The organism is Streptomyces indicus, assembly GCF_900100315.1.
GTDB lineage: Bacteria > Actinomycetota > Actinomycetes > Streptomycetales > Streptomycetaceae > Streptomyces > Streptomyces indicus.
Map to the genome: position 1 here is coordinate 1 of NZ_FNFF01000037.1, position 23,908 is coordinate 23,908.

Genomic DNA, 23,908 nt, shown 5'->3' on the forward strand with positions numbered 1-23,908 from the left:
CGGCGGTGGGGTGGTGCGGGGGCTGACGCCCTCGCGTCCCCTTCCGGGGCTCCGCCCCTGGACCCCGGCGGGGCTCCGCCCCTGCACCCCGTGGGCGAGCCGTGCGTCCGCACCTTGCCCGTGCTGCGCGTCTGCACCGGCCCACGCTGCGCGTCTGCACCGGCCCACGCTGCGCCTCTGCACAGGCCTACGCTGCGCCTCTGCACCGGCCCGCGCTTTGCCCCGACACCGTGCCCGTGCTGCGCGCCCGCACCGTGCCCGCGCTGCGCCCCCGCACCCCGCCGGCGCCCGCGCACCCCGCCCCACAGGCTCACGCCCCGCGAGCCCCTCACCTCCAGGCCCCGGCCCCCGCATCCCGCGGCGCCGGGGTCTCGCCCGTTCGGGCCCCCTCCGACTGCGGGGTGGGGGTGAACGGCGCACTCTGGAAGTCCAGTTCCCCCCTTGAGGTGCAGCCGCGGCCGTGTCGCGGTACGGCCGAGGAGGTCTTCCGAGTGGTGCGCAGGACACGGCGGTACGGGCCCCTCCTCGCAGGGCTGAGTCTGCTGTTCGTCCTGCCGGCCGATGCCTCCTCCGCGCCCGCGCCCGCGTCCGCGTTCGAGTCCGAGTCCGGAGTCGCTTCCGCGAAGCACGTGGCCGGGCAGCAGGAGCGGCCTTTCGGGGCCGAGTGCCGTACCTCCGTCGAGGGCTCGCGCGTCACCGCGTACTGCCACAACCCGTATCCCGAGACCGATCATGTGCGGCTGCATGTCGAGTGCGACCGCTGGTGGGACATCGACACCGACGCGACGCCCGTCCCCGCGGGCCCCGCCATGACGGTGCGGCTGAGCGGGCGCTGCTGGAAGGAAGTCGGCTCGGCCTGGGTGACCCATCACCCGGAGCCGGGCGGCGACCGGCCCTGAGCTCAGTCCTCCTGGAACCCGTCCACGATCCGGCACATGAACGGATAGCTCGCCGCTTCCTCGGCCGCCCGCTGCGCATCGCCCTCGCGGATCGCGTCCACCAGGCGGGTGTGGTCCATGTGGTTCTGCGGCCGCAGCGTCTCGCCGATGTCGTCGCGCAGCCAGGCCCGCAGCACCTCGCCCAGATCCGCGTACACATCCGTCAGGACGTCGTTGTGCGCGGCCGAGACCACCGAGAGGTGGAAGGTCGCGTCCGCCTCGACGAAGGCCTCGCGGTCCCCGGACTCCCAGGCCTCTTCCCGGCGTACGAGCAGGGCGTCGAGCTGCTTCAGGTCGCGCTCGGTGCGCCGCTCCGCGGCCAGCTTCGCGCCGGTCGACTCCAGCGTGGCGCGCAGCTCCGCGATGTGCCGCGGATCGGCGCCGGCGAAGCGCTGCTGCATCACCCCGGCCAGCTCACTGGTGGCGACCACGTACGTGCCCGAGCCCTGCCGGATGTCCAGGAGCCCGTTGTGGGCGAGGGCGCGCACCGCCTCGCGCACGGTGTTGCGCGCGACACCCAGCTGCTCGACGAGCTCCGGCTCGGTGGGGATGCGCGCCCCGACCGGCCACTCGCCCGACGTGATCTGGTTCCTGAGCTCGGCGATCACCTGGTCGGCGAGCGCCGAACGCCGGGGGGACGACAGGGGCATGGGCTCTTCCTTCGGAGCGGGCGGCGGTGGGGAGCGATGTGGAGTTGGGGCGGAGCACGGTGGCGGCAGGGCGGCCGGGGCCCCGCCGGACCGACCGTACCGCCGTCGCCGGGTGCGGCCGCGGGCGGTCCCGTCCTGGTCAGGGGCGATTGGACAGCCAATCATCCCATGATTCTATGATGGCTCCCATGGTCAGTGAGAAGTCGACAGTTCTGCCCGACACCGAGGCGCCCGACCGCAGCAGCGCACCGTCCGAGCCCGCCTCGGCCGCGCGCACCTGGGGCGTGCCCTTCGTCATCGCCGGCATCATCCTGGCCGCCCTCAACCTGCGCCCGGCCATCACCAGCCTCGGCGCCCTGCTCGAGGAGGTGCGCGACGGGCTCGGCATGAGCGGTTCCGTCGCCGGTCTCCTCACCTCCGTACCGCCGCTCTGCTTCGCGATCTTCGGCAGCCTCGCGCCCCGCCTCGCCCGCCGCTTCGGCCCGGCCGCCGTGGTGTGCGGCGGCATGGCGGCGATCGCGGCCGGTCTGATCGTGCGGCCGTTCACCGGCAGCACCGCAGCCTTCCTCGCCGCCAGCGCCCTCGCGCTCGCGGGCATCGCGGTCTCCAACGTCCTGATGCCCGTGGTCATCAAGGAATGGTTCCCACAGCGCGTGGGCTCCATGACCGGCCTCTACTCGATGGCGCTCGCGCTCGGCACCTCGCTGGCGGCCGCGATCACCGTCCCGGTCACCGAGGCGCTCGGGGGCAACTGGAAGACGGGGCTTGCCGTTTGGGCCGCCCTGGCCGCCGCCGCGGTGCTGCCGTGGCTGCCGGTGGTCCGCCGGCGCCGGCCCGAGCCCGCCCGGGTCGAGGGCGCCGCCGAGGCCGTCGAACGGGACGCCGAGGCGCAGCTGCCCGGCAAGCTCAGGATCACCCGCAGCCGTACGGCGTGGTCGCTCGCCGTGTTCTTCGGGCTCCAGGCCACCGGTGCGTACATCACCATGGGCTGGATGCCGCAGATCTTCCGCGACGCCGGCGTCTCGGCGGAGACCGCGGGTGTGCTCCTCGCGATCACCATGGCCGTCGGTGTGCCGCTGTCGTTCGTGATCCCGCGGATGGCGGCCCGGATGAGCCACCAGGGCCCCATCGTCGCCGCGCTCGGCCTGTGCGGCCTGATCGGCTACACCGGTCTGTACGTCGCCCCCGCCGGCGGCGCCTGGGTGTGGGCGCTGGTGCTCGGCATCTCCAACTGCTCCTTCCCGCTGGCCCTGACGATGGTCGGCATGCGGGCCCGGACGGGCCCGGGTGTGGTCCAGCTGTCGACCTTCGCGCAGAGCACGGGCTACCTCCTCTCGATCCCGGGGCCCCTGCTCGTCGGTGTCCTCTACCAGCACAGCGGCGGCTGGGAGGTGCCGATCCTGCTGATGGGCGCGCTGCTCGTGCCGCAGATCGCCTTCGGTGTGATGGCCGGACGGCAGCGGACCGTGGAGGACGAGTGCACGGTCTGAGCCACCGCTGAAGGCACCGCCGCCGGGACCCCCGGCGGCGGGGGAGTGCGCAAAGGGTGCGAGACTGGCCGTATGCCTGTGCTCGACCCGCACCCCAAGAACAGCCAGAAGAAGCTGCTCGCCGTCTTCGGCGCGATGATGGCCGTCACCGTGATCATCGCGATCATCGCGACGATCGCTTCCCCCTGACGACCGCGACGGTCGCTTCCCCTGACGATCGAGACGGTCGCCCCCCCTGAGGACCGCGACGACCGGCCTCCGCCGCCCATGGTGGGGGTAGCACCACCATCCCCTAGGGGGCTGGTGTCAGGGTCAAGTGGGTGGATCACCGGATGGGTTGGAGGCCCGCGCTTCCGTACGTTCTAGGTACGCCGCGAGAACGCGGCGCGTGGAACACGGAATCCGGAGGCGTCATGTCGGCCCCAGCGCACACCCGCTCCCCGCAGCAGGCCGGCGCCCAGGCCAGGCTGCCCTGGTGGGGCGTGGCCCTGCCCGTGATCGCCTTCGTCGTGCTCTTCCTGATCGTGCTGCACCCGGCCGAGGCACAGGCCGCGGCCGGCGACTCCGGGCTCGGGGACTTCCTCAGCCGCCTCAAGGAAGCCGTGATGTTCCGGATTCCGTGATCCGGAAGCGGAGTGTTCCGCAGCCCGTGCACCGCCCGTCACCCTTCGAGGGGGAGCCCGTCAACTCCCTGCGCCGCGTGGCGCGTTTCGTGCGAAGCTGGGACACATGAGTGTCGATACACCGCGCAGGCTCGTCCTCCTCAGGCACGCCAAGGCCGACTGGCCCCAGATCTCCGACCATGAAAGGCCGTTGGCCGAGCGGGGCCGCAAGGACGCCCCCGCGGCGGGCCGCCGCCTCGCGGAGAGCGGGATCACCTTCGACCTGGCCGTCTGCTCCACGGCCGCCCGCACCCGGGAGACGTGGAAGCTGGCGGTGGGCGAGCTGCCCCAGCGCCCGAAGACCACGTACGAGGAGAGGGTGTACGAGGCCTCGCCCGGCGAGCTGATCGCCGTGCTCAACGAGACCCCGGACGATGTCGCGGACCTGCTCCTGATCGGCCACAACCCCGGCATGCAGGGCCTCGCCGAGATCCTCGCGGGCTCGGCCGAGGGCGATGCCCAGACCCGGCTCAACCGGCGCGGGTTCCCCACCTCGGCGATGGCGATGCTGACGTTCACGGGCTCGTGGAAGTCCCTGGAGCCCGGCGTGGCCACGCTGTTCGACTACTGGGCTCCGCACGAGTAACCCCGGCCAGGGGTCAACTGGCCTTGTCCGATACGCAGTCGAGGGCCCCGGTTCCGTACCGGGGCCCTCTCTGTGTGCCGGGGCGTGCTACATGTGCCGAGGCGTCCTGTGTATGCCGGGGCGTGCTACGCCTCGTGGGCGTCCGCGGCCTCGACCTCTTCGAGGGTGACCCCGAGGAGGTAGAGGACGGTGTCGAGGAACGGGAAGTTCACCGCGGTGTGCGCGGCCTCCCGTACGACCGGCTTGGCGTTGAACGCGACGCCGAGACCCGCCGCGTTGAGCATGTCCAGGTCGTTGGCCCCGTCGCCGATCGCCACCGTCTGCTCCAGGGGTACGCCGGCCTCCTGGGCGAAGCGCCTGAGCAGCCGTGCCTTGCCGGCCCGGTCCACGATCTCGCCGGTGACCTTGCCGGTCAGCTTGCCGTCGACGATCTCCAGGGTGTTGGCGTGCGCGAAGTCCAGCCCGAGCCGCTCCCGCAGATCGTCCGTGACCTGAGTGAACCCGCCCGATACGACGCCGACTTGGTAGCCGAGCCGCTTGAGCGTCCGCACCAGGGTCCGCGCGCCGGGCGTGAGCTGCACCTCGGCCCGCACCTTCTCCACCACCGAGGCGTCGAGCCCTTCGAGCAGCGCGACCCGGGCGTGCAGCGACTGCTCGAAGTCCAGCTCGCCGCGCATCGCGCGGGCGGTCACCTCGGCGACCTGCTCCTCGCAGCCCGCGTGCGCGGCGAACAGCTCGATGACCTCGTCCTGGATCAGCGTCGAGTCCACGTCCATCACGACGAGGCGCTGGGCGCGGCGGTGCAGCCCGGCCGAGACGACGGCCACGTCGACGCCGAGCGCGGCGGCCTCCGTGGCGAGCGCGGTGCGCAGCGGCTCGGTCGGCGTGCCGGAGACCGCGAACTCCACAGCGGTAACCGGGTACTTGGCGAGCCGGAAGATCCGGTCGATGTTGCCGCCGGTCGCGGTGATACGCGCGGCGATGGCGGCGGTGGACTCGGCGGTCAGCGGGTGCCCGAGCACGGTGACGTGCGAACGCCCCTCACCGCGCGGCCGGTTGTCACCGACACCGGAGATGATCTCGGCCTGCAGCTTGAGCGAGTCGGCCCAGCTGTGCACGGTGGAGCGCAGCTCGCCTTCGAGCCCCCTGGCGGGCTCGGTGACGAGCGCGCACAGCACGATGCGTCCTCGGGTGACGACCTGCTCCAGGTCGACCACGTCGACGGAGAAGGCGGCAAGGGTGTCGAAGAGCCCGGCGGTGATACCGGGCCGGTCCTTCCCGAAGATCTTGACGAGCAGAGTCGGGACATCGGCAGGGGCCTGCGGTGGCTGCGGTGCGCTCATGGTGGCACCACGGTAGCGGGCCCGGGTGAACGTTCGGTGAGGTGTCCCGGGTGGTGGGACGGGGTCGCCTCTTCGCCGCCTGTGGGTGCCTTCTGCCTGTGGGTACCTTCTGTCCGTGGGGCAACTGTCAGCCCGTCCGGCGTTTGAGGACGAGCGCCCTTAAGGCGCGATCGGGGGTAAGGGGCGAAGCCCCAAAGGGGGGGGCAGGGGGCGAAGCCCCCGCGTGGGTGCCCACCCAAGGGGTCCGGGGGCGGAGCCCCTGGTTTCGGGAAGGGGCGGGTAGGGGATCTCACCGCTTGCGCCCCCCACCCCCCTGAGGCCACTCATCCGGCGGCGAAGAACCATCCCGCGAGGATTCCCGCACCTCGTCCGGCAATCGCAGATACGGATTCGTCTGCGGATTGGCCGGCCGGAACGGCGGCGCCGGATCGTACGGCCCCACCTCATCCCCGGACAGCGGACCGGCCCCGGGTCCGGACGCAGCACCGCCCCCGGCCCCGGACGCACCCCCCACGACCCGCCCACCCGCAGCCCCCGCCCCATACGCCAGCAGCGCCCCGAGCCCTCCGGCCCCCAGCCCCCACACGGCCCCGAGCAGCAACCCCATCCCGGCCTGCCCCTGCAAGGACAGGCTCGCCCCGAACGCATCGAAGCCCAGCACCGAAAGCGACGCATTCGCCGACACCGCCGTGAGCCACACAAGCAGCGGCACGACGACCGCGCCCACCCCGCCGAGCCGCACCGCGCACCGCCCCGCGAACCCCGCCGCCGAAAGCGGCCCCACCGGCGTCCGGGCCGCGGCGAGCACCCCCGCGAACAGCATCATCACGGCGACCGCCACCACCAGGAGCCACACCCGGCCGTCGAGCTCGGCCAGGCGCCCCACCGTCGCGGGCTCGTCCGCGCTCGCGCGGAAGAACGCGTCGAGCGGCGCCGGAAGCACCTCGGCCAGCGCGCCCGTCGCCTTGCCGTCCCAGGGCACGAACAGGCCGAGCGGCACCGCGAGCCAGACCCCGTTCGGCGCCCCGAGCAGGGCGGCTCCCGCGATCCGCCCGGGGTGGTCGTCGCCGATCGCCGCGTACGCCGCCGCCGCGAGCCCCGCCGCGACCGCCACCAGGAGCACCGTCACCAGCGCCGAGAAAGCCGGCCGCGCGACCCGGTCCAGGAACGCGAGCGCGGCCGGCAGCGGCGTACGACGGGAGAAGAGCAGGGCCACCACCAGGACCCCCAGCACCCACACGAGACCGCCGAGGAGCGAAGGCCCGGTGTCCACGGTGAAGCCCACCGCCGCCTCCGCCTCGACCAGATCGCCGAGCCGGTCCGGGAGCAGCTCGCCGATTCCGCCCGGCAGGTCGTCCGTGAGCCCGCCGCCGTCCGGGAGCTGGTCGAGCCCCAGGGAGGCACCGTCGAGCGTGATCACGTCGTGTCCGGCCCAGGCGAGACCCGCGAGCATCGCGAGGAACAGCGCCGCCACCGCGCCCGCCCGCGCGGCGAGCTCGCCGGGGGAGATCTCAACTCCCAAGGCGCGCAAGGACCGTAGGAAGAAGAAGGCGAGCAGGAGCGCACCCGCCAGCGAGACGCCGAGCGGCGTCACCTCGATCGCGGTGGTCGCCTCCGCACCCTCCAGACCGAAGGCGGAGACGTCGCCGGACGGCGTCACCGAACCGCCCGCCCCGAGCACCACGGCCGCCGCCGTCATCGGCCCCAACGACCCGGCCGCGTCCGCGCCCAGGAGATGCAGGCCGAGCGCCGCGACACCGGCCATGCCCACGAGGGACCAGCTCACGCACGCGACCGCGGTGAGCAGCACATCGCCCCAGCGGATCCGCCGGGGACCGCCGACCGTCGCAGCCGACCGCATCGCGCCCATCGACCGTCCCCCGATCCGTAGACCTCTGCCACCTCTGCGCCACCCAGCTGCACCCGCGCGCCGCTCAGCTGAACCTGTTCGTCTCAGCACTACGTGCACCTGTAGCCACGTATGTACCGAATTGCCCTTGGCTGATCGACCAGTTGAGCTTGATCGATCTGCGCCGTTCCGGATGATCTGTCTGCACTGGTGGGTGATTACCACTCTCCGGGGCGGTTTCCGGACCGTCAACGGGGCGGACCGCGAGGCGCCTACGCACTCTTCACAAGGCCCGACTTTCGGACAGGGGGCTGAGCCTGAAATAGTTCCCCACGATGTTCGACATCCCTAGACTCCCCATGACGGGGGCAACTCGGGGGACAACGTAGTGGGGCATGGAGTGCCGGAACTCGTACTGGAATTGAACGGACGGACCTGGACCCTGGATCCGTCCAGGTCATACACGCTCGGACGCGACCCGGGCGGTGATGTGGCGATCGACGACGCGCGGGTCTCCTGGCGTCACGCCACCATCAGCTGGGGCGGCCGGAGTTGGGTCATCGAGGACCACGGCTCGACGAACGGCACGTTCGTTCAGGGGCAGCGGATCCATCAGATGGAGATCGGCCCGGGCTCCGCGGTGCACCTCGGCAACGCGACGGACGGCCCGCGCCTGAACCTCACCGGGGCAGGTGCCGCGGCCGGTGCCGCCGCCGCACCGCAGCAGGCCCACCAGGCGAGCGCACAGCCGCAGCACGCACAGCACCACGCCCCGCAGCAGGCGCAGGGCCGGCCGCAGGCCGCGCCCCAGCAGGGCGGCCCCGGCTGGTCGCAGCAGCACCAGCCGCCGGCCCCGCAGCAGGGCGTGCCGCAGCAGCAGGGCTGGCAGCAGCAGCCCTCACCCCAGGTTCCGCAGCAGGGCGGCTCCGCGGGGGCGCCGCCGGTCTACGGGGACCGCAGCCCCACCACCTTCCACCAGCTGGCCCTCGGCCGCGTGATGCGCATCGGCCGTGCGCTGGAGAACGAGCTGGTGGTCTCCGACCTCCAGGTCTCGCGCCACCACGCCGAGTTCCACGCGACGCCCGACGGCCGGATGGAGATCCGCGACCTCGGCTCGCACAACGGCACGTATGTCAACGGTCAGCCGATCGCCAAGGGCGGCACCGCCCTGCTCGGCCCCAACGACATCGTCGGCGTCGGCCACTCGACCTTCCGCATCGTCGGCGGCCAGCTCGAGGAGTTCGTCGACACCGGTGAGGTCTCCTTCTCGGCCCGCCACCTCACGGTCACCGTCGACGGCGGCAAGCAGATCCTCAAGGACGTCTCCTTCGGCGTCCCCGAGAAGTCGCTGATCGCCGTCATCGGCCCCTCCGGCTCCGGCAAGTCGACGCTCTTGAAGGCGCTGACCGGTTACCGCCCGGCCAACCAGGGCGACGTCCTCTACGACAACCGGAACCTGTACAAGCAGTTCGCCGAGCTGCGCCAGCGCATCGGTCTGGTCCCGCAGGACGACATCCTGCACAAGGAGCTGACCGTCAAGACCGCGCTCAAGTACGCGGCCAAGCTGCGCTTCCCCGCCGACACCAGCGAGCAGGAGCGCCAGCAGCGGATCAACGAGGTGCTCGGCGAGCTCAAGCTCGACATCCACAAGGACAAGAAGATCACCTCGCTCTCGGGTGGTCAGCGCAAGCGCGTGTCCGTGGCCCTCGAGCTGCTCACCAAGCCGTCGCTGATCTTCCTGGACGAGCCCACCTCGGGCCTCGACCCGGGCATGGACCGCGACGTCATGCAGCTGCTCCGCGGCCTCGCGGACGACGGCCGCACCGTCCTGGTCGTCACGCACTCGGTGGCCGAGCTGGCCATCTGCGACAAGCTGCTCGTGATGGCGCCCGGCGGTTCGGTGGCCTACTTCGGCCCGCCGGAGGAGGCGCTCAACTTCTTCGGCTACAGCACCTGGGCCGACGTGTTCTCGGCGTTCGAGAACTACCGCGACTACGACTGGGCGGGCCGCTGGAAGGGCTCGCAGCACTACCAGATGTACGCGGCCGACATCGACGCCGTCGCGGCCCAGCCGGTGCAGATGCCGCAGATGCAGCAGATGAAGCCGCCGAAGCCGCAGGGCTGGTTCTCGCAGCTGTTCACGCTCGTGCGGCGGTACGTCTCGGTGATCGCCTCCGACAAGGGCTTCATGGCCCTGATGGTGATCCTGCCGGCGGTGCTCGGCGCGGTCAGCCTCCTGATCGACCCCGACAAGGGCCTGCTGGTCAACGTCAACCAGCAGACCGGCCGGATCATCCCGAACGGCACGGCGACCACCGTCCTGCTGATCATGGCCGTCGGCGCGTGTTTCGCGGGCGCCGCCAACTCCGTACGAGAGCTGATCAAGGAACGCGTGATCTACGAGCGCGAACGGGCCACCGGCCTGTCCCGCTCCGCGTACCTGATGTCGAAGGTGATCGTCCTCGGCCTCATCACGGTCCTCCAGGGCGCGCTCGTCGGCGTGATCGGCTTCTCCACGCGTGAGATCCCCAAGGAGGGCCTGGTCCTCGGCAGCCAGGTGCTGCTCGAGCTCTCCATCCCGATCATGGCGCTCGGCTTCACCTCGATGATGTTCGGCCTGATCATCTCGGCCCTGGTGAAGACCGCCGAGAAGACCATGCCGCTGCTCGTCATGTTCGCGATCGTCCAGGTCGTCTTCACCGGCTGCCTGTTCATCCTGCACGGCACGGTCGGCGTCAACGAGTTCTCGTATCTGATGCCCTCCCGCTGGGCGGTCGCCGCGGCCGGCACCACGCTGGACTTCAACCGGATCAACCCCAACACCGACGATCCGGGCAGCACCGACCCGCTGTGGGACCACGAGGCGGCGGCCTGGGGCATCGACATGGCCGCGCTGCTCGCGCTCGGCGCGCTCTGCGGCTTCTTCGTGCTGCGCTTCCTGCGCCGCCACGAGCCCGAGGTCATGCGCAAGTAGTCACGCGCGTACGGACGCCGAAGGGCGGCACCCCGCACGGGGTGCCGCCCTTCGGCGTTGCTGTGGGTGGTGAGCAGGCTCAGTAGGCGCTGTTCACGTTGTCGATCGAGCCGTAGCGGTCGGCCGCGTAGTTGGACGCGGCGACGATGTTGGAGACCGGGTTGTACTGGTTGTGCTCGGTTCCGTCGACGTGGTACGCGTCGAAGGTCGGCTTGATGATCTGCAGCAGACCGATGGACGGCACACCGTTCTGGGCATTGATGTCCCAGTTGTTGATGGCGTTGGGGTTGCCGGACGACTCGCGCATCACGTTCTTGTAGATGCCGTTGTACGTGCCGGGGATGCCTTCGCGCTTCATGATGTCGAGGGCCTGGCGGATCCAGCCGTCGAGGTTGTTGGCGTAGACCGGCTTGCGGGCGGCGGCCCGGCTCGCGGCCTCCTTCTGCTCGCGCTCCTTCTTCGCCTTCGCCTCGGCCTCGGCCTTGGCCTTGGCGTCCGCCTCGGCCTTCGCCTTCTTGGCGGCGGCGTCGGCGTCCTTGGCGGCGGCGGCGTGCTGCTTGGCGACGGTGGTCTGCACGTCCTTGTTGACCGTGAAGGCCACGGGAGCGGCGGCGGCGACCTCGGTGGTGGCGGACTGGGAGGTCTCGGAGGCGTTGCCCGGCACGACGGAGACCGCGAGAGCGGCGGCGCCGAGGACGCCCACGCCGGCCATCGAGATCTTCTGGCTCTTGGTCAGGTACTGACCAGCGGTTCGGTGCTTGGGCATGACGAATGGACCTCTTCGAATAGCGGGGGTCGCTCGCCTTTCCGTGCCGGAAAACGCAATCCGGCTTTCCCGCGCTGTGGCTGTGGAGCCACCGCGCCGAGCGACGGGAGCCATTCTTAGCGGCCGCAAAATTCCGTGGCAAAGGTGTGACGTACGAAGTCGGTTAGTGGATCAGGTTGCGGGACCTAAGTCCTGAATGGGGCATCTTCCCGGCCCAGAGGCCCCCTGGAGGGCTACTAGGGGGCCTCGTAAGTGATGTAGGTCCTATGCGCGGGCTCACATCGGGCGCGTAACAGTCTCACCAACAGTTGCCGCTGCAATTCGATCCGTAATCGGTCTCCTCCCGAAGGATGAGGTGGCTGTCCCCGAACTCATGCCAGAGGTAGAGCCCGCGTACCGCCGCGGCATAAGCACGCTCGAGCGCGGGCTTTCCGGCGATCGCCTCCAGCATCAGCAGATGCGAGGCCTCCGGCTCGTGCAGCCCGGTCAGCAGCCCGTCCACCACCCGCACCCCGCGCTCCGGTGTGACGACGAGGTCCGTCCAGCCCGCGGCCGGCCGCACGATCCCGTCGGGCCCGGCCGCCGACTCCACGGCCCGTACGCCGGTCGTCCCGACCGCGATGATCCGGCCACCGCCCGCCTTCGCCGCGTTGATCAGCCGTGCCGACGCGGCCGGCACCTCGAAGCGCTCGGGATACGGCGGCTCGTGCGCCTCGCCCGACGCCACCCCCGTGTGCAGGGTGACCGGCGCGAACTGCACGCCCCGGCTCACCAGCTCCGCCACGAGCCGCGCCGTGAAGGGCCGCCCGGCGCTCGGCATCTCCGCCGACCCCGCACCGCCGGGCTGCGGCAGCGCGAAGACCGTCTGGTACGCGGCCAGCGGCTGGTCCTCTTTCGTATACGAGTAGCGGATGGGCCGTCCGTAGCGCTGGAGCAGACCCGGCACATCGGCCACCGACACCCGCGCCCACCACAGCCGCGTCCCGGCCGGATCCAGCGGCTCCTCCAGGACGAGACGTGCCCCGCCGCGCAGCAGTACGGCGCCGGGCTGGCCGGCCCGCGCCCGCGTCGTGCCCGCGCGGTCGGGATCGCGCAGCTCCACCGCCCAGCGTCCGTCGTCCCCGCGCGTGGAGAAGTGGACGACCACGCGGGTCCGGCCGATCCGGCCGTCGAGCGCGGCGGCCAGCGTCGGGGACGTGTTGACGATGAGCAGGTCGCCGGCGCGCAGCAGTCCGGGCAGCGCACGGAAGTCGTGGTGCGAGACCGCCGTGCCGCGCGAGACGAGAAGCCGCACGGAGTCCCGGTCCCGGCCCGGGCCGCGCTGCTCGGCGGGCTCACGCGCCGAGAGCTCCTCCGGCACCCGCAGACCGGCAAGCCGCACCGCCTCGTCCACACTCATCGCGCCTCCAGGAGAGCCGGAGCCGCGTACCGTCCGCTGGCCGGCCGCTCGTCGAGCAGCCGCAGGAAGGCGGGCACGACCGTCTCGGGCTCGGGCCGCCCGGAGTCGTCGTCCAGCGGTACGGCAGCGCGGTAGAGATCGGTGCGCATGTCGCCCGGATCCACCGCCCACACCCGCAGATCCGGCTCCTCGACGGCGAGCACCGCGGCGAGGTGGTCGAGCGCCGCCTTCGCGGCCCCGTAACCGCCCCAGGTCTCGTACGCCTCGGCGGCCGCGTCCGAACTCAGCGCGATGACCGTCCCCGCCGCCGACTCCCGCAGCAGCGGCAGCGCCTCCTGGATCAGCCCGAGCGGCGCCACCACATTGGTCTCCAGTGCCTCCCGCAGCCCGCCGAGGTCGTGCTGCTCCAGGCGTACGAGCGGCTCGGCGCCCAGCACGCTCGCGTTGTTCACCAGCAGATCCAGCCCGCCCACGTCCCGCGCCGCGGCGACCAGCGCCGAGCGGTGCCAGGCGTCGGTGACCGACCCGGGCAGCGCCACCACGCGCGTGCCATGGGCCGCTCCATATGTACGGAGCTCCTCGGCCCCCTTCTCCAGCGCGTCCGCGGACCGCGCGTCCACGACCAGATCCCAGCCGCGCGCGGCCAGTGCCGCGGCGAGCGCCTTGCCGAACCCCTTCGAAGCCCCCGTGATGAGCGCAACCGGCATGATGACCGTCCCCTCTGTACGTCGCTGCCCCCAACGTAGGAACCCGGACCCGGCCGGCACCTCGTGCGCGGGGCCCGCTCCGGCAAGGTCCTTCGGACTACGCCCGGGGTCCTAGGCGAGGGCGGTCCGCGGTCCGATACAGGTGTGCGAACCCGCCGGTACGGTGTGTCCATGACCGACCGCCCCCGATCAGGACTGATCGCCGTGAGCACCGCGCTCCTGGCCATGAGCAGGCATCTCGAAGTGCGCGACGTGCTCAAGACGATCGTGGCCTCGGCCCGCGAGCTGCTCGACGCCGAGTACGCGGCCCTGGGCGTGCCCGACGACCACGGGGGCTTCGCGCAGTTCGTGGTCGACGGCGTGAGCGACGAGCAGTGGAAGGCCATCGGCCCGCTGCCGCGCCAGCACGGCATCCTCGCGGCGATGCTGCACGAGGACGGGCCCGAGCGGCTCGCCGACGTCCGCAAGGACCCCCGCTTCGGCGGCTGGCCCTCCGCGCACCCGGACATGTCCGACTTCCTGGGCCTGCCCATCCGCGACGGCGACGAGACCATCGGCGCACTCTTCCTGGCGAACAAGAACTGCCCGAAGCCCGACGGCAGTTGCGGCTTCACCGAGGAGGACGAGGAGCTGCTCGGCATACTCGCCCAGCACGCCGCCATCGCCCTCACCAACGCCCGCCTCTACGAGCGCAGCCGCGAGCTGACCATCGCCGAGGAGCGCACCCGCCTCGCCCACGAACTGCACGACGCCGTCAGCCAGAAGCTCTTCTCGCTCCGGCTGACGGCCCAGGCTGCGGCCAAGCTGATCGACCGCGACCCGGTGCGCGCCAAGGACGAACTCCAGCAGGTGGCCGCGCTCGCCGCCGAGGCCGCCGACGAACTACGCGCCGCCGTGGTCGAGTTGCGGCCCGCGGCCCTGGACGAGGACGGCTTGGTCGCCACGCTGCGCACCCACATCCAGGTCCTCGACCGCGCCCACGCCCCGCGGGTCACCTTCCGCTGCGAGGGCGTACGCGCCCTGCCCGCCGCGCAGGAGGAGGCGATGCTGCGCGTCGCGCAGGAGGCGCTGCACAACGCACTGCGCCACTCCGAGGCCGCCCACGTCGACGTCGTCCTCGAAAAGCACGGCCAGGGCGCCGTGTTGCGGGTGACCGACGACGGCCGGGGCTTCGCACCGCGCGAGACCCGGCGGGCCGGACGCCACCTCGGTCTCGTCTCGATGCGGGACCGCGCCGGGGGAGTCGGCGGCAGGCTTCAGGTGGAATCGGCGCCCGGCAAGGGCACCACGATCGAGATGGAGGTGCCCGGTGGCTGACAAGGTGATCCGCGTCCTGCTGGTCGACGACCACCAGGTCGTACGGCGCGGACTGCGCACCTTCCTGGAGATCCAGGAGGACATCGAGGTCGTCGGAGAGGCCTCGGACGGGGCCGAAGGCGTCGAGCGCGCCGAGGAGCTGAAGCCCGACGTCGTCCTGATGGACGTCAAGATGCCCGGCATGGACGGCGTCGAGGCCCTGCGCAAGCTGCGCGAACTCGCCAATCCCGCCCGCGTGTTGATCGTCACCAGCTTCACCGAGCAGCGGACGGTCGTGCCCGCGCTCAAGGCGGGCGCCGCGGGCTACGTCTACAAGGACGTCGACCCCGACGCCCTGGCCGGCGCGATCCGCTCCGTACACGCGGGACATGTCCTGCTCCAGCCCGAGGTGGCCGGGGCCCTGCTCGCGCAGGACGAGGGCAACGGGGCGCAGGGACGCGGCGGTTCGCTCACCGAGCGCGAACGCGAGGTGCTCGGCCTGATCGCCGACGGACGCTCCAACCGGGAAATCGCACGCACGCTCGTCCTGTCCGAGAAGACCGTCAAGACCCACGTGTCGAACATCCTGATGAAACTCGACCTGGCCGACCGCACCCAGGCCGCCCTGTGGGCCGTACGCCACGGCCTCAACGGCTGATCAGAGGCGATCACGACGGTCGGAACCGGTTCGTACGCGCCCGGTTGCGGACCGTCGCCTTCCGGTCCGAGATTCATACCGTCGTGTGGATGTCCCCCGGACGGCGCATCCCGGACGGACGTGGACCGTTCTCCTTGCATGCTGCGGCGGCTGGCCGCAGCTACCGCAAGGAGGACTCAGAAGTGAAGAACCTGAAGAAGGCCGCTGCCGTCACGATGGTGGCCGGTGGCCTGGTTGCAGCCGGTGCCGGTTTCGCGTCCGCCACGGACGGCGCCCACGCCGACGGCAAGGCCACCAAGTCGCCGGGCGTCGCCTCGGGCAACCTCGTCCAGGTCCCGGTCCACGTGCCGGTCAACGCCTGCGGCAACACGGTCTCCGTGATCGGTGCCCTGAACCCGGCCTTCGGCAACGACTGCTTCAACGGCTGACGTTCGCCGAAGTCGCGTAGCGACGGACCAACCGGCCCCCCAGGCACCGCCTGGGGGGCCGGTCGTGTCCACAGACCCGCCGCCTTCGTCCCGTTCGAGTGCACCGAACGCCGCTGCGTTCCTTCGATCTTCGGCTTATTGATCCGAACGGGCGGCATCGGGCCCGGGTCCGTGTCATCCGGACGGCCCATGCGTTCTTCAGCGTGCGACCCCGCGGCTGGGGTCGCTGAACAGTGAACTCCCGTGCTCAGCACGGGACTTGATGGAGGAACAACCTCATGAACTTCGCCAAGAAGGCCGCCCTGGTCGCCGCCGCCGCTTCGATCGCCGCGGGTGCTTCCGCCGGCGCCGCGTTCGCCGACTCCGAGGCGGACGGCAAGGCCGTGCAGAGCCCGGGCGTCGCCTCCGGCAACGCCGCGCAGGTCCCGGTCCACGTGCCCGTGAACGTCTCCGGCGACTCGGTCAACGTCATCGGCGCCCTGAACCCGGCGTTCGGCAACGTCGCGCAGAACGGCTGACCCACAGCACCCCGGTAGCCCCGCGAACTCCTCCCGGTTCGCGGGGCTTCCGCGTGTCCCGGCCTCCGCGACCCGCGGGACCCTCAGCCCCGCAGCAGCTCCTCGACATACGCGTTGTACGCCGCCACCTGCGCCCGGCGCGCCGTGCGCTCCACCGGCCGCAGCGCCTCGGCCCGCGCCCCCATCTCGGAGGCGCTGACGGCCCCGCCGTGCCCGGTCTCGTACGCCACCGAGATCAGCAGCCCGACCCGCTGCGCCAGCTCCAACACCCGTACCGCACGCGGCGGATACCCCGGCGCGAGCACCTCGCGCCCGCGCTCCGCCCGCGCCCGGTAGGCGTCCACCGCCGCCTCCGCGACCGGACCCGACCCCGCGACGTCCAGCTTGGTCAGAAGCGTCGTCGCCTCCCGCAGCGCCTCGGCCAGCTCGCGCTCCGCCTCGCCGAGCGAGGGTACGTCGGCGGGCGGCGCCTCGCGCACGGGCAGGCAGTGCCATACGACCTCCACGTGCAGGTCGCCCTCGGGCCCGGCCTCGTACACCTCGGGAACGAGCCCGAGCGCGACCCCGTGGCAGACCACGGCCTCCTCGGCCTCCAGCGCCCGCGCATTGAACTCCGGCGGTCCGCTGAGACCCAACGGATGTCCCGGCGCGGGCAGCGCGACCCGCAGCCCCTGCGCACCGAGCGCCCGCAACCGCCCGAGCGCGAGGGTGAGACCCACCTGACCGGCTTCGCCCGGCAGCCCCTCGACCCGGTGCACCGCGTCGTCACCGACGACGGCGTCCACCGCCTCATCGGGTGAGACAAGTCCGGCGATCAGTGCATTGCCCCAGGAGGCCAGCAGACCGGAGCGCGGTTCGGAGAGCATGGACACCAGCCTAAGAGCCCCGTTCCCGCTTCCGGCCCGAACCCCTGACTCCCGGACCCGCCCCGGCCCCGTAGGCCTGAGAGGCTCGCCCGAACCCGGTCGCGCACCCGCCTCCGGGCAAAGACCTGGACCGGAAACCGACCCAAGGAGCGGACCGGGGACAGCAGTCGCCGGCCGGTGGCGTAGGTTTTCCTTGGGGGCGGCGTCCACCGACGCTCGCAAGTTCCGATACGCATGGGAGACAGCACGCTCATGAGCGATGTGCTCGAGCTGGAGGACGTGTCCGTGGTCCGAGGGGGCCGCGCACTGGTGGACCAGGTCTCCTGGTCGGTGAAGGAGGGGGAGCGCTGGGTCATCCTCGGCCCCAACGGCGCCGGCAAGACGACACTGCTCAACGTCGCCTCCAGCTACCTGTTCCCGAGCAAGGGCACCGCGACCATCCTCGGCGACACCCTCGGCAAGGTCGACGTCTTCGAGCTGCGCCCGCGCATCGGCATGGCCGGCATCGCCATCGCCGACAAGCTCCCCAAGAGCCAGACCGTCCTGCAGACCGTGCTCACCGCCGCGTACGGCATGACCGCCGGCTGGAACGAGTCGTACGAAGAGGTGGACGAGCAGCGCGCCCGCGCCTTCCTCGACCGCCTCGGCATGTCCGACTACCTGGACCGCAAGTTCGGCACCCTCTCCGAGGGCGAGCGCAAGCGCACCCTGATCGCCCGCGCCCTGATGACCGACCCCGAGCTGCTGCTCCTCGACGAGCCGGCCGCGGGCCTCGACCTCGGCGGCCGCGAGGACCTGGTGCGCCGCCTCGGCCGGCTGGCCCGCGACCCGATCGCCCCCTCGATGATCATGGTCACGCACCATGTCGAGGAGATCGCCCCCGGCTTCACGCACGTCCTGATGATCCGCCAGGGCAAGGTCCTCGCCGCGGGCCCCCTGGAGCTGGAACTCACCTCGCGCAACCTGTCCCTGTGCTTCGGCCTCCCGCTCGTCGTCGAGCAGGTCGGCGACCGCTGGACCGCGCAGGGTCTGCCCATCGGCTGACCCGCGCGCGGGCGCGCGTCGCGGCGGCAGTCCCCGCCCCGCGCACCCTGTCCCCGACGGCCACCCCGCCCCTACCATGAACAACATGGACCCTTGGGTGTGGTGGCTGATCGGCGCGGTAGTCCTGGGCATTGCGCTCGTGATCACCGCGATGCCCGAACTCGGGATGCTCTCCGCCGGTGCGGTAGCCGCCGCCGTGACCTACGGTCTCGGCGGCGACGTCGTTCTCCAGGTGGTCGTCTTCGCGGCCGTCTCGATCGCGCTGATCGCGGTCGTACGGCCCGTCGCGGCCCGGCACAAGGCGCAGCGGCCCCAACTCGCCACCGGCGTCGACGCGTTGAAAGGCAAGCAGGCCGTCGTACTCGAACGGGTCGACGGCCGCGGCGGCCGGATCAAGCTCGCCGGCGAGGTCTGGTCGGCCCGCGCGCTCGACGCGGCGCAGACCTACGACGTGGGGCAGCAGGTCGACGTGGTGGAGATCGACGGAGCCACCGCTGTGGTGATGTGAGGGCGGCCGGCCCGCCGTGAGATGCGGCGGCAGGCGTGATGCGCAGGCACGATGTGGCTGAACTCCGCTCGCAGCAGCGGGTGTTCTGACAGACTCGACCAGCAAGATCCTCCGGACGTGTGCGCCGTGCAGACGGCACGCACCCGGAACACTCGGCACAGCTCGGCGGACAAGTCGGCGTACACAGGCTCGAAGGGCACGGGGAGCGCGATGCAACCGGTCATCATCGTCCTCATCATCCTGGTGGTGTTGGTCTTCATCGCCCTGATCAAGACGATCCAGGTGATCCCTCAGGCCAGCGCCGCCATCGTCGAGCGCTTCGGCCGCTACACGCGCACGCTCAACGCGGGCCTGAACATCGTCGTCCCGTTCATCGACTCGATCCGCAACCGGATCGACCTCCGTGAACAGGTCGTCCCGTTCCCGCCCCAGCCGGTGATCACCCAGGACAACCTGGTGGTCAACATCGACACGGTCATCTACTACCAGGTGACCGACGCGCGCGCGGCCACGTACGAAGTCGCCTCCTACATCCAGGCGATCGAGCAGCTCACCGTCACCACGCTGCGCAACATCATCGGCGGCATGGACCTGGAGCGGACCCTGACCTCGCGCGAGGAGATCAACGCGGCACTGCGCGGCGTCCTCGACGAGGCCACCGGCAAGTGGGGCATCCGCGTCAACCGCGTCGAGCTCAAGGCGATCGAACCGCCCACCTCCATCCAGGACTCGATGGAGAAGCAGATGCGCGCCGACCGCGACAAGCGCGCGGCGATCCTCACCGCGGAAGGTATCCGCCAGTCGCAGATCCTCACCGCCGAAGGTGAGAAGCAGTCCGCGATCCTGCGCGCCGAAGGTGAGGCGAAGGCCGCGGCCCTGCGCGCGGAGGGCGAGGCCCAGGCCATCCGTACGGTCTTCGAGTCCATCCACGCGGGCGACCCCGACCAGAAGCTGCTCTCCTACCAGTACCTCCAGATGCTCCCGAAGATCGCCGAGGGCGACGCCAACAAGCTCTGGATCGTGCCCAGCGAGATCGGCGACGCACTCAAGGGCCTGTCCGGCGCGATCGGCAACTTCGGCGGCCCGCTCACGGGCAACTCCGGCTCCGTCGGCCCGCAGGCCGGCGCACCCGCCACGGAGCGCCGCGAACAGCCCCCGCTCGACTGACCTGTTGTGACGGCCTGGGAGATCGTCGGGGTCCTTGCCGCCGGATTCGGTGCAGGGGCCATCAATACGGTCGTGGGCTCCGGGACTCTGATCACCTTCCCGGTGCTCCTCGCCATCGGCCTGCCGCCGGTCACCGCCACTGTCTCCAACGGCCTCGGTCTGCTGCCCGGCTTCGCCGGCGGAGTCTTCGGCTACCGCCGTGAACTGGCCGGGCAGCGGGCGCGCGTGCTGCGCTTCGGCATCGTTGTCACCGCGGGCGGCCTGTGCGGAGCGATCCTGCTCCTGACCCTGCCGCACTCGGCCTTCGAGATGATCGTCCCGGTCCTCGTCGGCCTGGCCCTGGTCCTGATCGTGCTCCAGCCCTGGATCGCCAAGGCGGTGCAGCGCCGCCGCGAGCGCAGGGGCGACCCCGGCAAGCAGTTCGGCGGCCCCTGGCTGCACATCGGCCTGTTCCTCGCGAGCGTCTACGGCGGCTACTTCACCGCCGCCCAAGGCATCCTTTACATGGCCCTGATGGGCATGTTCCTCGGCGAGACCCTGCAACGCGCCAACGCGGTCAAGAACATCCTGGCCGCGATGGTCAACGCGATCGCCGCCCTCTTCTTCCTCTTCGCCGCCCACTTCGACTGGAACGTGGTCCTGCTCCTGGCGGCGGGCTCGCTGGTGGGCGGATTCGTCGGCGGCACGCTGGGCCGCCGGATACCGCAGGGGCTGCTGCGGGGGCTGATCGTGGCGGTGGGCACGGTGGCCCTGGTCCAGCTCATCCTGCGCTGACACGGCGAGTGGCCCGCCTCCCCAGGAGACGGGCCACACCACCGATACGGAACGTACGACCGCTTACGCAGCCACCGACTGCGTCAACCACTCCGGCAGCGCCGACCGGTCATCCGCAGCCAGCGCGAACAGCATCGCGTCACTCGGCGTCGGCACGAACGGCTCGAACAGCAGCGGCATCCCCGCCTGCTCGGGCGTCCGGTCCGCCTTGCGGTGGTTGTCCGCCGCGCACGAGGCCACCGTGTTCAGCCACGTGTCCCCACCGCCCTGCGCCCGCGGCACCACGTGGTCCACCGTCGTGGCCCTCCTGCCGCAGTACGCGCACTTGTTGCGGTCCCTGATCAGGACACCCCGCCTCGACCAGGGCGCGTGTCTTCGGAACGGCACCCGTACGTACCGGCACAACCTGATCACCCGCGGCACCGGAAGCTCCACAGCCGCCGCACGCATCTTCAGCTCGGGGTGGGCCTGCTCGACGACGGCCTTGTCCGTCAGAACCAGCACGACGGCTCGGTTCAACGTCACCGTCGACAGCGGCTCGAAGCTCGCGTTCAGCACCAGCGTGTCCCGCATCTCGCCCACCCTCCCGTGCGCACCCGCCCGCCACTCGGCGGACTGGGATCAACTCTGGCCGGGCGCGCCGAGATGGACAACGCAATAAAAAATGCCCGCCCCTGATCACTTCCAAGACCAGGAGCGGGCAAACAACCGGTGAACCCTCAGCTTTCGGCGGGTACCTCGTACTCACCGATGAGCTGGGCGCGCGCCAGCGTGTGGAAGCGGAGATTGAAGCCGACGACCGCCGGCGACGCATCGGCATCCGGGCCGAGCTTCTCCTGGTCCACCGCGTACACGGTGAAGACATAGCGGTGCGGGCCGTCCCCGGGCGGGGGAGCGGCGCCACCGAAGTCCTTCGTCCCGTAGTCGTTGCGCGCGTGCACCGCGCCCTCGGGCAGCCCATCGAACTTGCCGCTGCCGGCACCCACCGGCAGCTCGGTGACCGAAGCCGGGATGTCGAAGAGCACCCAGTGCCAGAACCCGCTGCCCGTGGGGGCGTCCGGGTCGAAGCACGTCACCGCGAAACTCTTCGTCTCCGCGGGGAAGCCCTCCCACCGCAGCTGCGGCGACACATTGCCCTGCGCGAACACCTGGGCGTCGGCCAGGACTTCACCCGGCGCGACATCGTCGCTCAGCACCGTGAACGACGGCACCTGGGGGTGGAAGTCATGGGGGAGCGGGGGCCGCTTGTCCGTCACGTCAAACCTCCGGTCGGCTGTCTCGGACCTGCCCTTCAGAGCCTAGGACCAGTTGCGCTTTCCGCCGACCTGGGTCAGCCACTCGTTCAGGTACGAAGCCCAGTCCGTGCCCTGGAAGTCGTTCAGCCCCACCTTGAACGCACGGAAGGTGTCGCCGCCCGAGTTGAACAGACCCGGCTTCTTGTCCATCTCGAGCACGACGTCCATCTCGCGGTCGTCCGCGACGAAGCTCAGCTCGACCTGGCTCAGACCCTGGTACTGCGACGGCGGGAAGAACTCGATCTCCTGGTAGAACGGCAGCTTCTGCCGCGTACCGCGGATGTGACCGCGCTCCATGTCGGCGCTCTTGAAGCGGAAGCCCAGCTGGATGAAGGCGTCCAGGATCGCCTGCTGCGCCGGCAGCGGGTGCACGTTGATCGGGTCCAGGTCGCCGGAGTCCACGGCACGCGCGATCTCCAGCTCGGTGGTCACCCCGATGTTCATGCCGCGCAGCTGCTGCCCGTCGATCGTCGTGACCGGCGTCTCCCACGGGATCTCCAGCCCGAACTGCACGGTGTGCAGCGCATTGGCCTTCAGCTCGAAGGCGCCGCCGAGCCGCTGCTTGGTGAACTCGATGTCCTGCTTGACCTCCTGGTCACCGCCCTCGACCTCGACGCGGGCCTGCAGACCGACGGACAGGGACTCGATCTCCTGATCCACGGACCCGCCCTGGATCCGGACCTCACCCTGGACGACGCCGCCCGGCACCACATTGGCCTCGGTCAGCACCGTCTCCACCGACGCGCCACCGGCACCCATGCTCGCAAGCAGCTTCTTGAACACCATGTCAGTCCTCCCCGTGCCGCCCGAGGCGACCCGTCTTGATCAGCGATCTCTCATCTACAAACGCGAACCGGCAGGCGACGGTTCCGGCCCACACCCTTCCAAGCGCCGGGCCTCCTGACCACCCGCCCGTACAGAACCTTTGCACTACGCTCGTACGGCATGATCGCGGCCCCCGACCGTACGCCCCTGCCCCGCACCTTCTTCGACCGCCCCGTACTGGAGGTGGCCCCCGACCTGCTGGGAAGGATCCTCGTCCGCAGCACCCCCGACGGACCGATCGCGCTCCGCCTCACGGAAGTAGAGGCATACGCGGGGGAGGCCGACCCGGGCTCACACGCCTATCGCGGCCGGACGGCCCGCAACGGCGTGATGTTCGGCCCGCCCGGCCACGCATACGTCTACTTCACGTACGGCATGTGGCACTGCATGAACCTGGTCTGCGGCCCGGAAGGCTTCGCGAGCGCCGTGCTGCTGCGCGCCGGCGAGATCATCGAGGGCGCAGAGCTCACCCGCCACCGTCGCCTATCGGCCCGCAATGACAAGGAACTGGCCAAAGGCCCGGCCCGCCTCGCCACCGCCCTCGACATCGACCGGGCCCTGGACGGCACGGACGTCTGCGCCGGCCCGACATCCCCTCTGTCGATCCTCACGGGCACGCCTGTACCCGCCGACCAGGTACGGAACGGTCCGCGCACCGGAGTCTCGGGTGAGGGCGGGGTGGCCCCGTGGCGGTACTGGATCGCCAACGACCCGACCGTCAGCCCGTACAGGGCCCATACGCCCCGACGACGGAGGTCTTGACGGGACTTGACGCGGCCCGGGCGGATCCGTAATGTAGCCCGAGCCGCTTGAACCGGGTACTGCCTTCGACAGCAGCCGGAAGCGGCCAAACCACTACTGCGACTTCCCTCGACGGGGTCTATTTCGGCATGCCGGAATTCGATTCCCTCGACTCGATTATGAGTTGCCGAAGGAATCCGCTAACGTAGTGAATGTCGAAAGGCCGCGAGGCCGAATAGACAGCCGAAAGGCAAATCCCGCCGACTGGGAATCAGGCCCGAAAGGATCTGATAGAGTCGGAAACACCGAAGGGAAGCCCGGAGGAAAGCCCGAGAGGGTGAGTACAAAGGAAGCGTCCGTTCCTTGAGAACTCAACAGCGTGCCAAAAGTCAACGCCAGATTGACAACCCCGTCTCTCTCATTC

Annotated in this window: 24 protein-coding genes and 1 pseudogene; 15 read left to right on the plus strand and 10 right to left on the minus strand. The window is 70.8% G+C overall.

Features of this window, described 5'->3' with window-relative positions; translation table 11 throughout:
• Positions 1-494: 494 nt before the first annotated feature.
• Complete coding sequence (locus BLT97_RS36800; RefSeq protein ID WP_093618413.1) at positions 495-899, plus strand: hypothetical protein; 405 nt, start codon at positions 495-497, stop codon at positions 897-899.
• 2 nt (positions 900-901) lie between these two features.
• Here BLT97_RS36800 and BLT97_RS36805 read toward each other — a convergent pair whose 3' ends face one another.
• On the minus strand, positions 902-1,588 hold the full coding sequence (locus BLT97_RS36805; protein WP_093618369.1) for a FadR/GntR family transcriptional regulator: 687 nt from the start codon (positions 1,586-1,588) through the stop codon (positions 902-904).
• A gap of 188 nt (positions 1,589-1,776) precedes the next feature.
• Here BLT97_RS36805 and BLT97_RS36810 point away from each other — a divergent pair, with 188 nt between their 5' ends.
• The 4 genes from BLT97_RS36810 to BLT97_RS36825 all read left to right on the plus strand — a co-directional run bounded on the left by BLT97_RS36810 (position 1,777) and on the right by BLT97_RS36825 (position 4,326).
• On the plus strand, positions 1,777-3,078 hold the full coding sequence (locus BLT97_RS36810) for a CynX/NimT family MFS transporter (RefSeq protein ID WP_245769752.1): 1,302 nt from the start codon (positions 1,777-1,779) through the stop codon (positions 3,076-3,078).
• A 72-nt stretch (positions 3,079-3,150) separates the two neighbouring features.
• Positions 3,151-3,267 carry an SGM_5486 family transporter-associated protein gene (locus BLT97_RS38965; protein WP_093618373.1) on the plus strand — a complete coding sequence of 39 codons (117 nt, stop codon included), beginning with the start codon at positions 3,151-3,153 and terminating at the stop codon, positions 3,265-3,267.
• Between the two features lie 224 nt (positions 3,268-3,491).
• Positions 3,492-3,701, plus strand: a complete 210-nt coding sequence (locus tag BLT97_RS36820; RefSeq protein WP_093618375.1) for a hypothetical protein — start codon at positions 3,492-3,494, stop codon at positions 3,699-3,701.
• A 106-nt stretch (positions 3,702-3,807) separates the two neighbouring features.
• On the plus strand, positions 3,808-4,326 hold the full coding sequence (locus tag BLT97_RS36825) for a SixA phosphatase family protein (RefSeq protein WP_093618377.1): 519 nt from the start codon (positions 3,808-3,810) through the stop codon (positions 4,324-4,326).
• A gap of 125 nt (positions 4,327-4,451) precedes the next feature.
• Here the strand turns inward: BLT97_RS36825 and serB are convergent, their stop codons facing one another.
• Together serB and BLT97_RS36835 are read right to left on the minus strand one after the other, a co-directional pair.
• Positions 4,452-5,669 (minus strand): phosphoserine phosphatase SerB, encoded by a 1,218-nt coding sequence (gene serB / locus BLT97_RS36830; protein ID WP_093618379.1) that lies wholly within the window; start codon positions 5,667-5,669, stop codon positions 4,452-4,454.
• Between the two features lie 289 nt (positions 5,670-5,958).
• Positions 5,959-7,539: a streptophobe family protein gene (locus BLT97_RS36835; RefSeq protein ID WP_218137353.1), complete on the minus strand. Its 1,581-nt coding sequence runs from the start codon at positions 7,537-7,539 to the stop codon at positions 5,959-5,961.
• Positions 7,540-7,918: 379 nt separating this feature from the next.
• Between BLT97_RS36835 and BLT97_RS36840 the strand changes: the two genes are divergently transcribed.
• Positions 7,919-10,492: an ABC transporter ATP-binding protein/permease gene (locus tag BLT97_RS36840; protein WP_093618381.1), complete on the plus strand. Its 2,574-nt coding sequence runs from the start codon at positions 7,919-7,921 to the stop codon at positions 10,490-10,492.
• A gap of 79 nt (positions 10,493-10,571) precedes the next feature.
• Here BLT97_RS36840 and BLT97_RS36845 read toward each other — a convergent pair whose 3' ends face one another.
• From BLT97_RS36845 to BLT97_RS36855, 3 genes are all read right to left on the minus strand, one after another.
• Positions 10,572-11,258 (minus strand): transglycosylase SLT domain-containing protein, encoded by a 687-nt coding sequence (locus BLT97_RS36845; protein ID WP_093618383.1) that lies wholly within the window; start codon positions 11,256-11,258, stop codon positions 10,572-10,574.
• 298 nt (positions 11,259-11,556) lie between these two features.
• Positions 11,557-12,657: an S-adenosylmethionine:tRNA ribosyltransferase-isomerase gene (locus tag BLT97_RS36850; RefSeq protein WP_093618385.1), complete on the minus strand. Its 1,101-nt coding sequence runs from the start codon at positions 12,655-12,657 to the stop codon at positions 11,557-11,559.
• Positions 12,654-13,364 carry an SDR family NAD(P)-dependent oxidoreductase gene (locus tag BLT97_RS36855; RefSeq protein ID WP_093618387.1) on the minus strand — a complete coding sequence of 237 codons (711 nt, stop codon included), beginning with the start codon at positions 13,362-13,364 and terminating at the stop codon, positions 12,654-12,656. Before BLT97_RS36855 ends, BLT97_RS36850 begins: the two co-directional genes overlap by 4 nt.
• A 171-nt stretch (positions 13,365-13,535) precedes the next feature.
• On the opposite strand from BLT97_RS36855, the gene BLT97_RS36860 reads away from it, so the two are divergent.
• The 4 genes from BLT97_RS36860 (at position 13,536) to BLT97_RS36875 (ending at position 16,264) form a co-directional block, all read left to right on the plus strand.
• Positions 13,536-14,681: a GAF domain-containing sensor histidine kinase gene (locus BLT97_RS36860; RefSeq protein WP_093618389.1), complete on the plus strand. Its 1,146-nt coding sequence runs from the start codon at positions 13,536-13,538 to the stop codon at positions 14,679-14,681.
• Positions 14,674-15,318 carry a response regulator gene (locus BLT97_RS36865; protein WP_093618391.1) on the plus strand — a complete coding sequence of 215 codons (645 nt, stop codon included), beginning with the start codon at positions 14,674-14,676 and terminating at the stop codon, positions 15,316-15,318. The genes BLT97_RS36860 and BLT97_RS36865 overlap by 8 nt, the downstream gene beginning before the upstream one ends.
• 182 nt (positions 15,319-15,500) lie before the next feature.
• Positions 15,501-15,746 (plus strand): chaplin, encoded by a 246-nt coding sequence (locus BLT97_RS36870; RefSeq protein WP_093618393.1) that lies wholly within the window; start codon positions 15,501-15,503, stop codon positions 15,744-15,746.
• 278 nt (positions 15,747-16,024) lie between these two features.
• On the plus strand, positions 16,025-16,264 hold the full coding sequence (locus BLT97_RS36875) for a chaplin (RefSeq protein ID WP_093618395.1): 240 nt from the start codon (positions 16,025-16,027) through the stop codon (positions 16,262-16,264).
• A gap of 83 nt (positions 16,265-16,347) precedes the next feature.
• On the opposite strand, the gene BLT97_RS36880 is transcribed toward BLT97_RS36875, so the two are convergent.
• Positions 16,348-17,130, minus strand: a complete 783-nt coding sequence (locus tag BLT97_RS36880) for a hypothetical protein (protein WP_093618397.1) — start codon at positions 17,128-17,130, stop codon at positions 16,348-16,350.
• Between the two features lie 252 nt (positions 17,131-17,382).
• On the opposite strand from BLT97_RS36880, the pseudogene BLT97_RS36885 reads away from it, so the two are divergent.
• The 4 genes and pseudogenes from BLT97_RS36885 to BLT97_RS36900 all read left to right on the plus strand — a co-directional run.
• A pseudogene (locus BLT97_RS36885) lies at positions 17,383-17,907 on the plus strand (ABC transporter ATP-binding protein); the annotation flags it as partial.
• Between the two features lie 343 nt (positions 17,908-18,250).
• Positions 18,251-18,682 carry an NfeD family protein gene (locus BLT97_RS36890; protein WP_093618401.1) on the plus strand — a complete coding sequence of 144 codons (432 nt, stop codon included), beginning with the start codon at positions 18,251-18,253 and terminating at the stop codon, positions 18,680-18,682.
• Between the two features lie 210 nt (positions 18,683-18,892).
• On the plus strand, positions 18,893-19,849 hold the full coding sequence (locus BLT97_RS36895) for an SPFH domain-containing protein (protein ID WP_093618415.1): 957 nt from the start codon (positions 18,893-18,895) through the stop codon (positions 19,847-19,849).
• Between the two features lie 6 nt (positions 19,850-19,855).
• Complete coding sequence (locus tag BLT97_RS36900) at positions 19,856-20,623, plus strand: sulfite exporter TauE/SafE family protein (RefSeq protein WP_093618403.1); 768 nt, start codon at positions 19,856-19,858, stop codon at positions 20,621-20,623.
• Between the two features lie 63 nt (positions 20,624-20,686).
• Here the strand turns inward: BLT97_RS36900 and BLT97_RS36905 are convergent, their stop codons facing one another.
• The 3 genes from BLT97_RS36905 to BLT97_RS36915 all read right to left on the minus strand — a co-directional run bounded on the left by BLT97_RS36905 (position 20,687) and on the right by BLT97_RS36915 (position 22,704).
• A complete protein-coding gene (locus BLT97_RS36905; RefSeq protein WP_093618405.1) occupies positions 20,687-21,196 on the minus strand; it encodes an HNH endonuclease in 510 nt (169 codons plus the stop codon).
• A gap of 146 nt (positions 21,197-21,342) precedes the next feature.
• Entirely contained in the window at positions 21,343-21,879 is a 537-nt protein-coding gene (locus tag BLT97_RS36910) for a YbhB/YbcL family Raf kinase inhibitor-like protein (protein ID WP_093618407.1), read from the minus strand.
• A gap of 42 nt (positions 21,880-21,921) precedes the next feature.
• Positions 21,922-22,704: a sporulation protein gene (locus tag BLT97_RS36915; RefSeq protein ID WP_093618409.1), complete on the minus strand. Its 783-nt coding sequence runs from the start codon at positions 22,702-22,704 to the stop codon at positions 21,922-21,924.
• Positions 22,705-22,863: 159 nt separating this feature from the next.
• On the opposite strand from BLT97_RS36915, the gene BLT97_RS36920 reads away from it, so the two are divergent.
• Positions 22,864-23,505 carry a DNA-3-methyladenine glycosylase gene (locus tag BLT97_RS36920; protein WP_093618411.1) on the plus strand — a complete coding sequence of 214 codons (642 nt, stop codon included), beginning with the start codon at positions 22,864-22,866 and terminating at the stop codon, positions 23,503-23,505.
• Positions 23,506-23,908 lie beyond the last annotated feature (403 nt).

What these genes read in the sequence shown, in the direction of transcription:
- BLT97_RS36805 (WP_093618369.1), bottom strand. Translation starts at nt 1,588, where the DNA reads ATGCCCCTGTCGTCCCCCCGGCGTTCGGCGCTCGCCGACCAGGTGATC.
- BLT97_RS36810 (WP_245769752.1), top strand. Translation starts at nt 1,777, where the DNA reads ATGGTCAGTGAGAAGTCGACAGTTCTGCCCGACACCGAGGCGCCCGAC.
- BLT97_RS38965 (WP_093618373.1), top strand. Translation starts at nt 3,151, where the DNA reads ATGCCTGTGCTCGACCCGCACCCCAAGAACAGCCAGAAGAAGCTGCTC.
- BLT97_RS36820 (WP_093618375.1), top strand. Translation starts at nt 3,492, where the DNA reads ATGTCGGCCCCAGCGCACACCCGCTCCCCGCAGCAGGCCGGCGCCCAG.
- BLT97_RS36825 (WP_093618377.1), top strand. Translation starts at nt 3,808, where the DNA reads ATGAGTGTCGATACACCGCGCAGGCTCGTCCTCCTCAGGCACGCCAAG.
- serB (WP_093618379.1), bottom strand. Translation starts at nt 5,669, where the DNA reads ATGAGCGCACCGCAGCCACCGCAGGCCCCTGCCGATGTCCCGACTCTG.
- BLT97_RS36835 (WP_218137353.1), bottom strand. Translation starts at nt 7,539, where the DNA reads ATGGGCGCGATGCGGTCGGCTGCGACGGTCGGCGGTCCCCGGCGGATC.
- BLT97_RS36845 (WP_093618383.1), bottom strand. Translation starts at nt 11,258, where the DNA reads ATGCCCAAGCACCGAACCGCTGGTCAGTACCTGACCAAGAGCCAGAAG.
- BLT97_RS36850 (WP_093618385.1), bottom strand. Translation starts at nt 12,657, where the DNA reads ATGAGTGTGGACGAGGCGGTGCGGCTTGCCGGTCTGCGGGTGCCGGAG.
- BLT97_RS36855 (WP_093618387.1), bottom strand. Translation starts at nt 13,364, where the DNA reads ATGCCGGTTGCGCTCATCACGGGGGCTTCGAAGGGGTTCGGCAAGGCG.
- BLT97_RS36860 (WP_093618389.1), top strand. Translation starts at nt 13,536, where the DNA reads ATGACCGACCGCCCCCGATCAGGACTGATCGCCGTGAGCACCGCGCTC.
- BLT97_RS36875 (WP_093618395.1), top strand. Translation starts at nt 16,025, where the DNA reads ATGAACTTCGCCAAGAAGGCCGCCCTGGTCGCCGCCGCCGCTTCGATC.
- BLT97_RS36880 (WP_093618397.1), bottom strand. Translation starts at nt 17,130, where the DNA reads ATGCTCTCCGAACCGCGCTCCGGTCTGCTGGCCTCCTGGGGCAATGCA.
- BLT97_RS36890 (WP_093618401.1), top strand. Translation starts at nt 18,251, where the DNA reads ATGAACAACATGGACCCTTGGGTGTGGTGGCTGATCGGCGCGGTAGTC.
- BLT97_RS36895 (WP_093618415.1), top strand. Translation starts at nt 18,893, where the DNA reads ATGCAACCGGTCATCATCGTCCTCATCATCCTGGTGGTGTTGGTCTTC.
- BLT97_RS36905 (WP_093618405.1), bottom strand. Translation starts at nt 21,196, where the DNA reads ATGCGGGACACGCTGGTGCTGAACGCGAGCTTCGAGCCGCTGTCGACG.
- BLT97_RS36915 (WP_093618409.1), bottom strand. Translation starts at nt 22,704, where the DNA reads ATGGTGTTCAAGAAGCTGCTTGCGAGCATGGGTGCCGGTGGCGCGTCG.
- BLT97_RS36920 (WP_093618411.1), top strand. Translation starts at nt 22,864, where the DNA reads ATGATCGCGGCCCCCGACCGTACGCCCCTGCCCCGCACCTTCTTCGAC.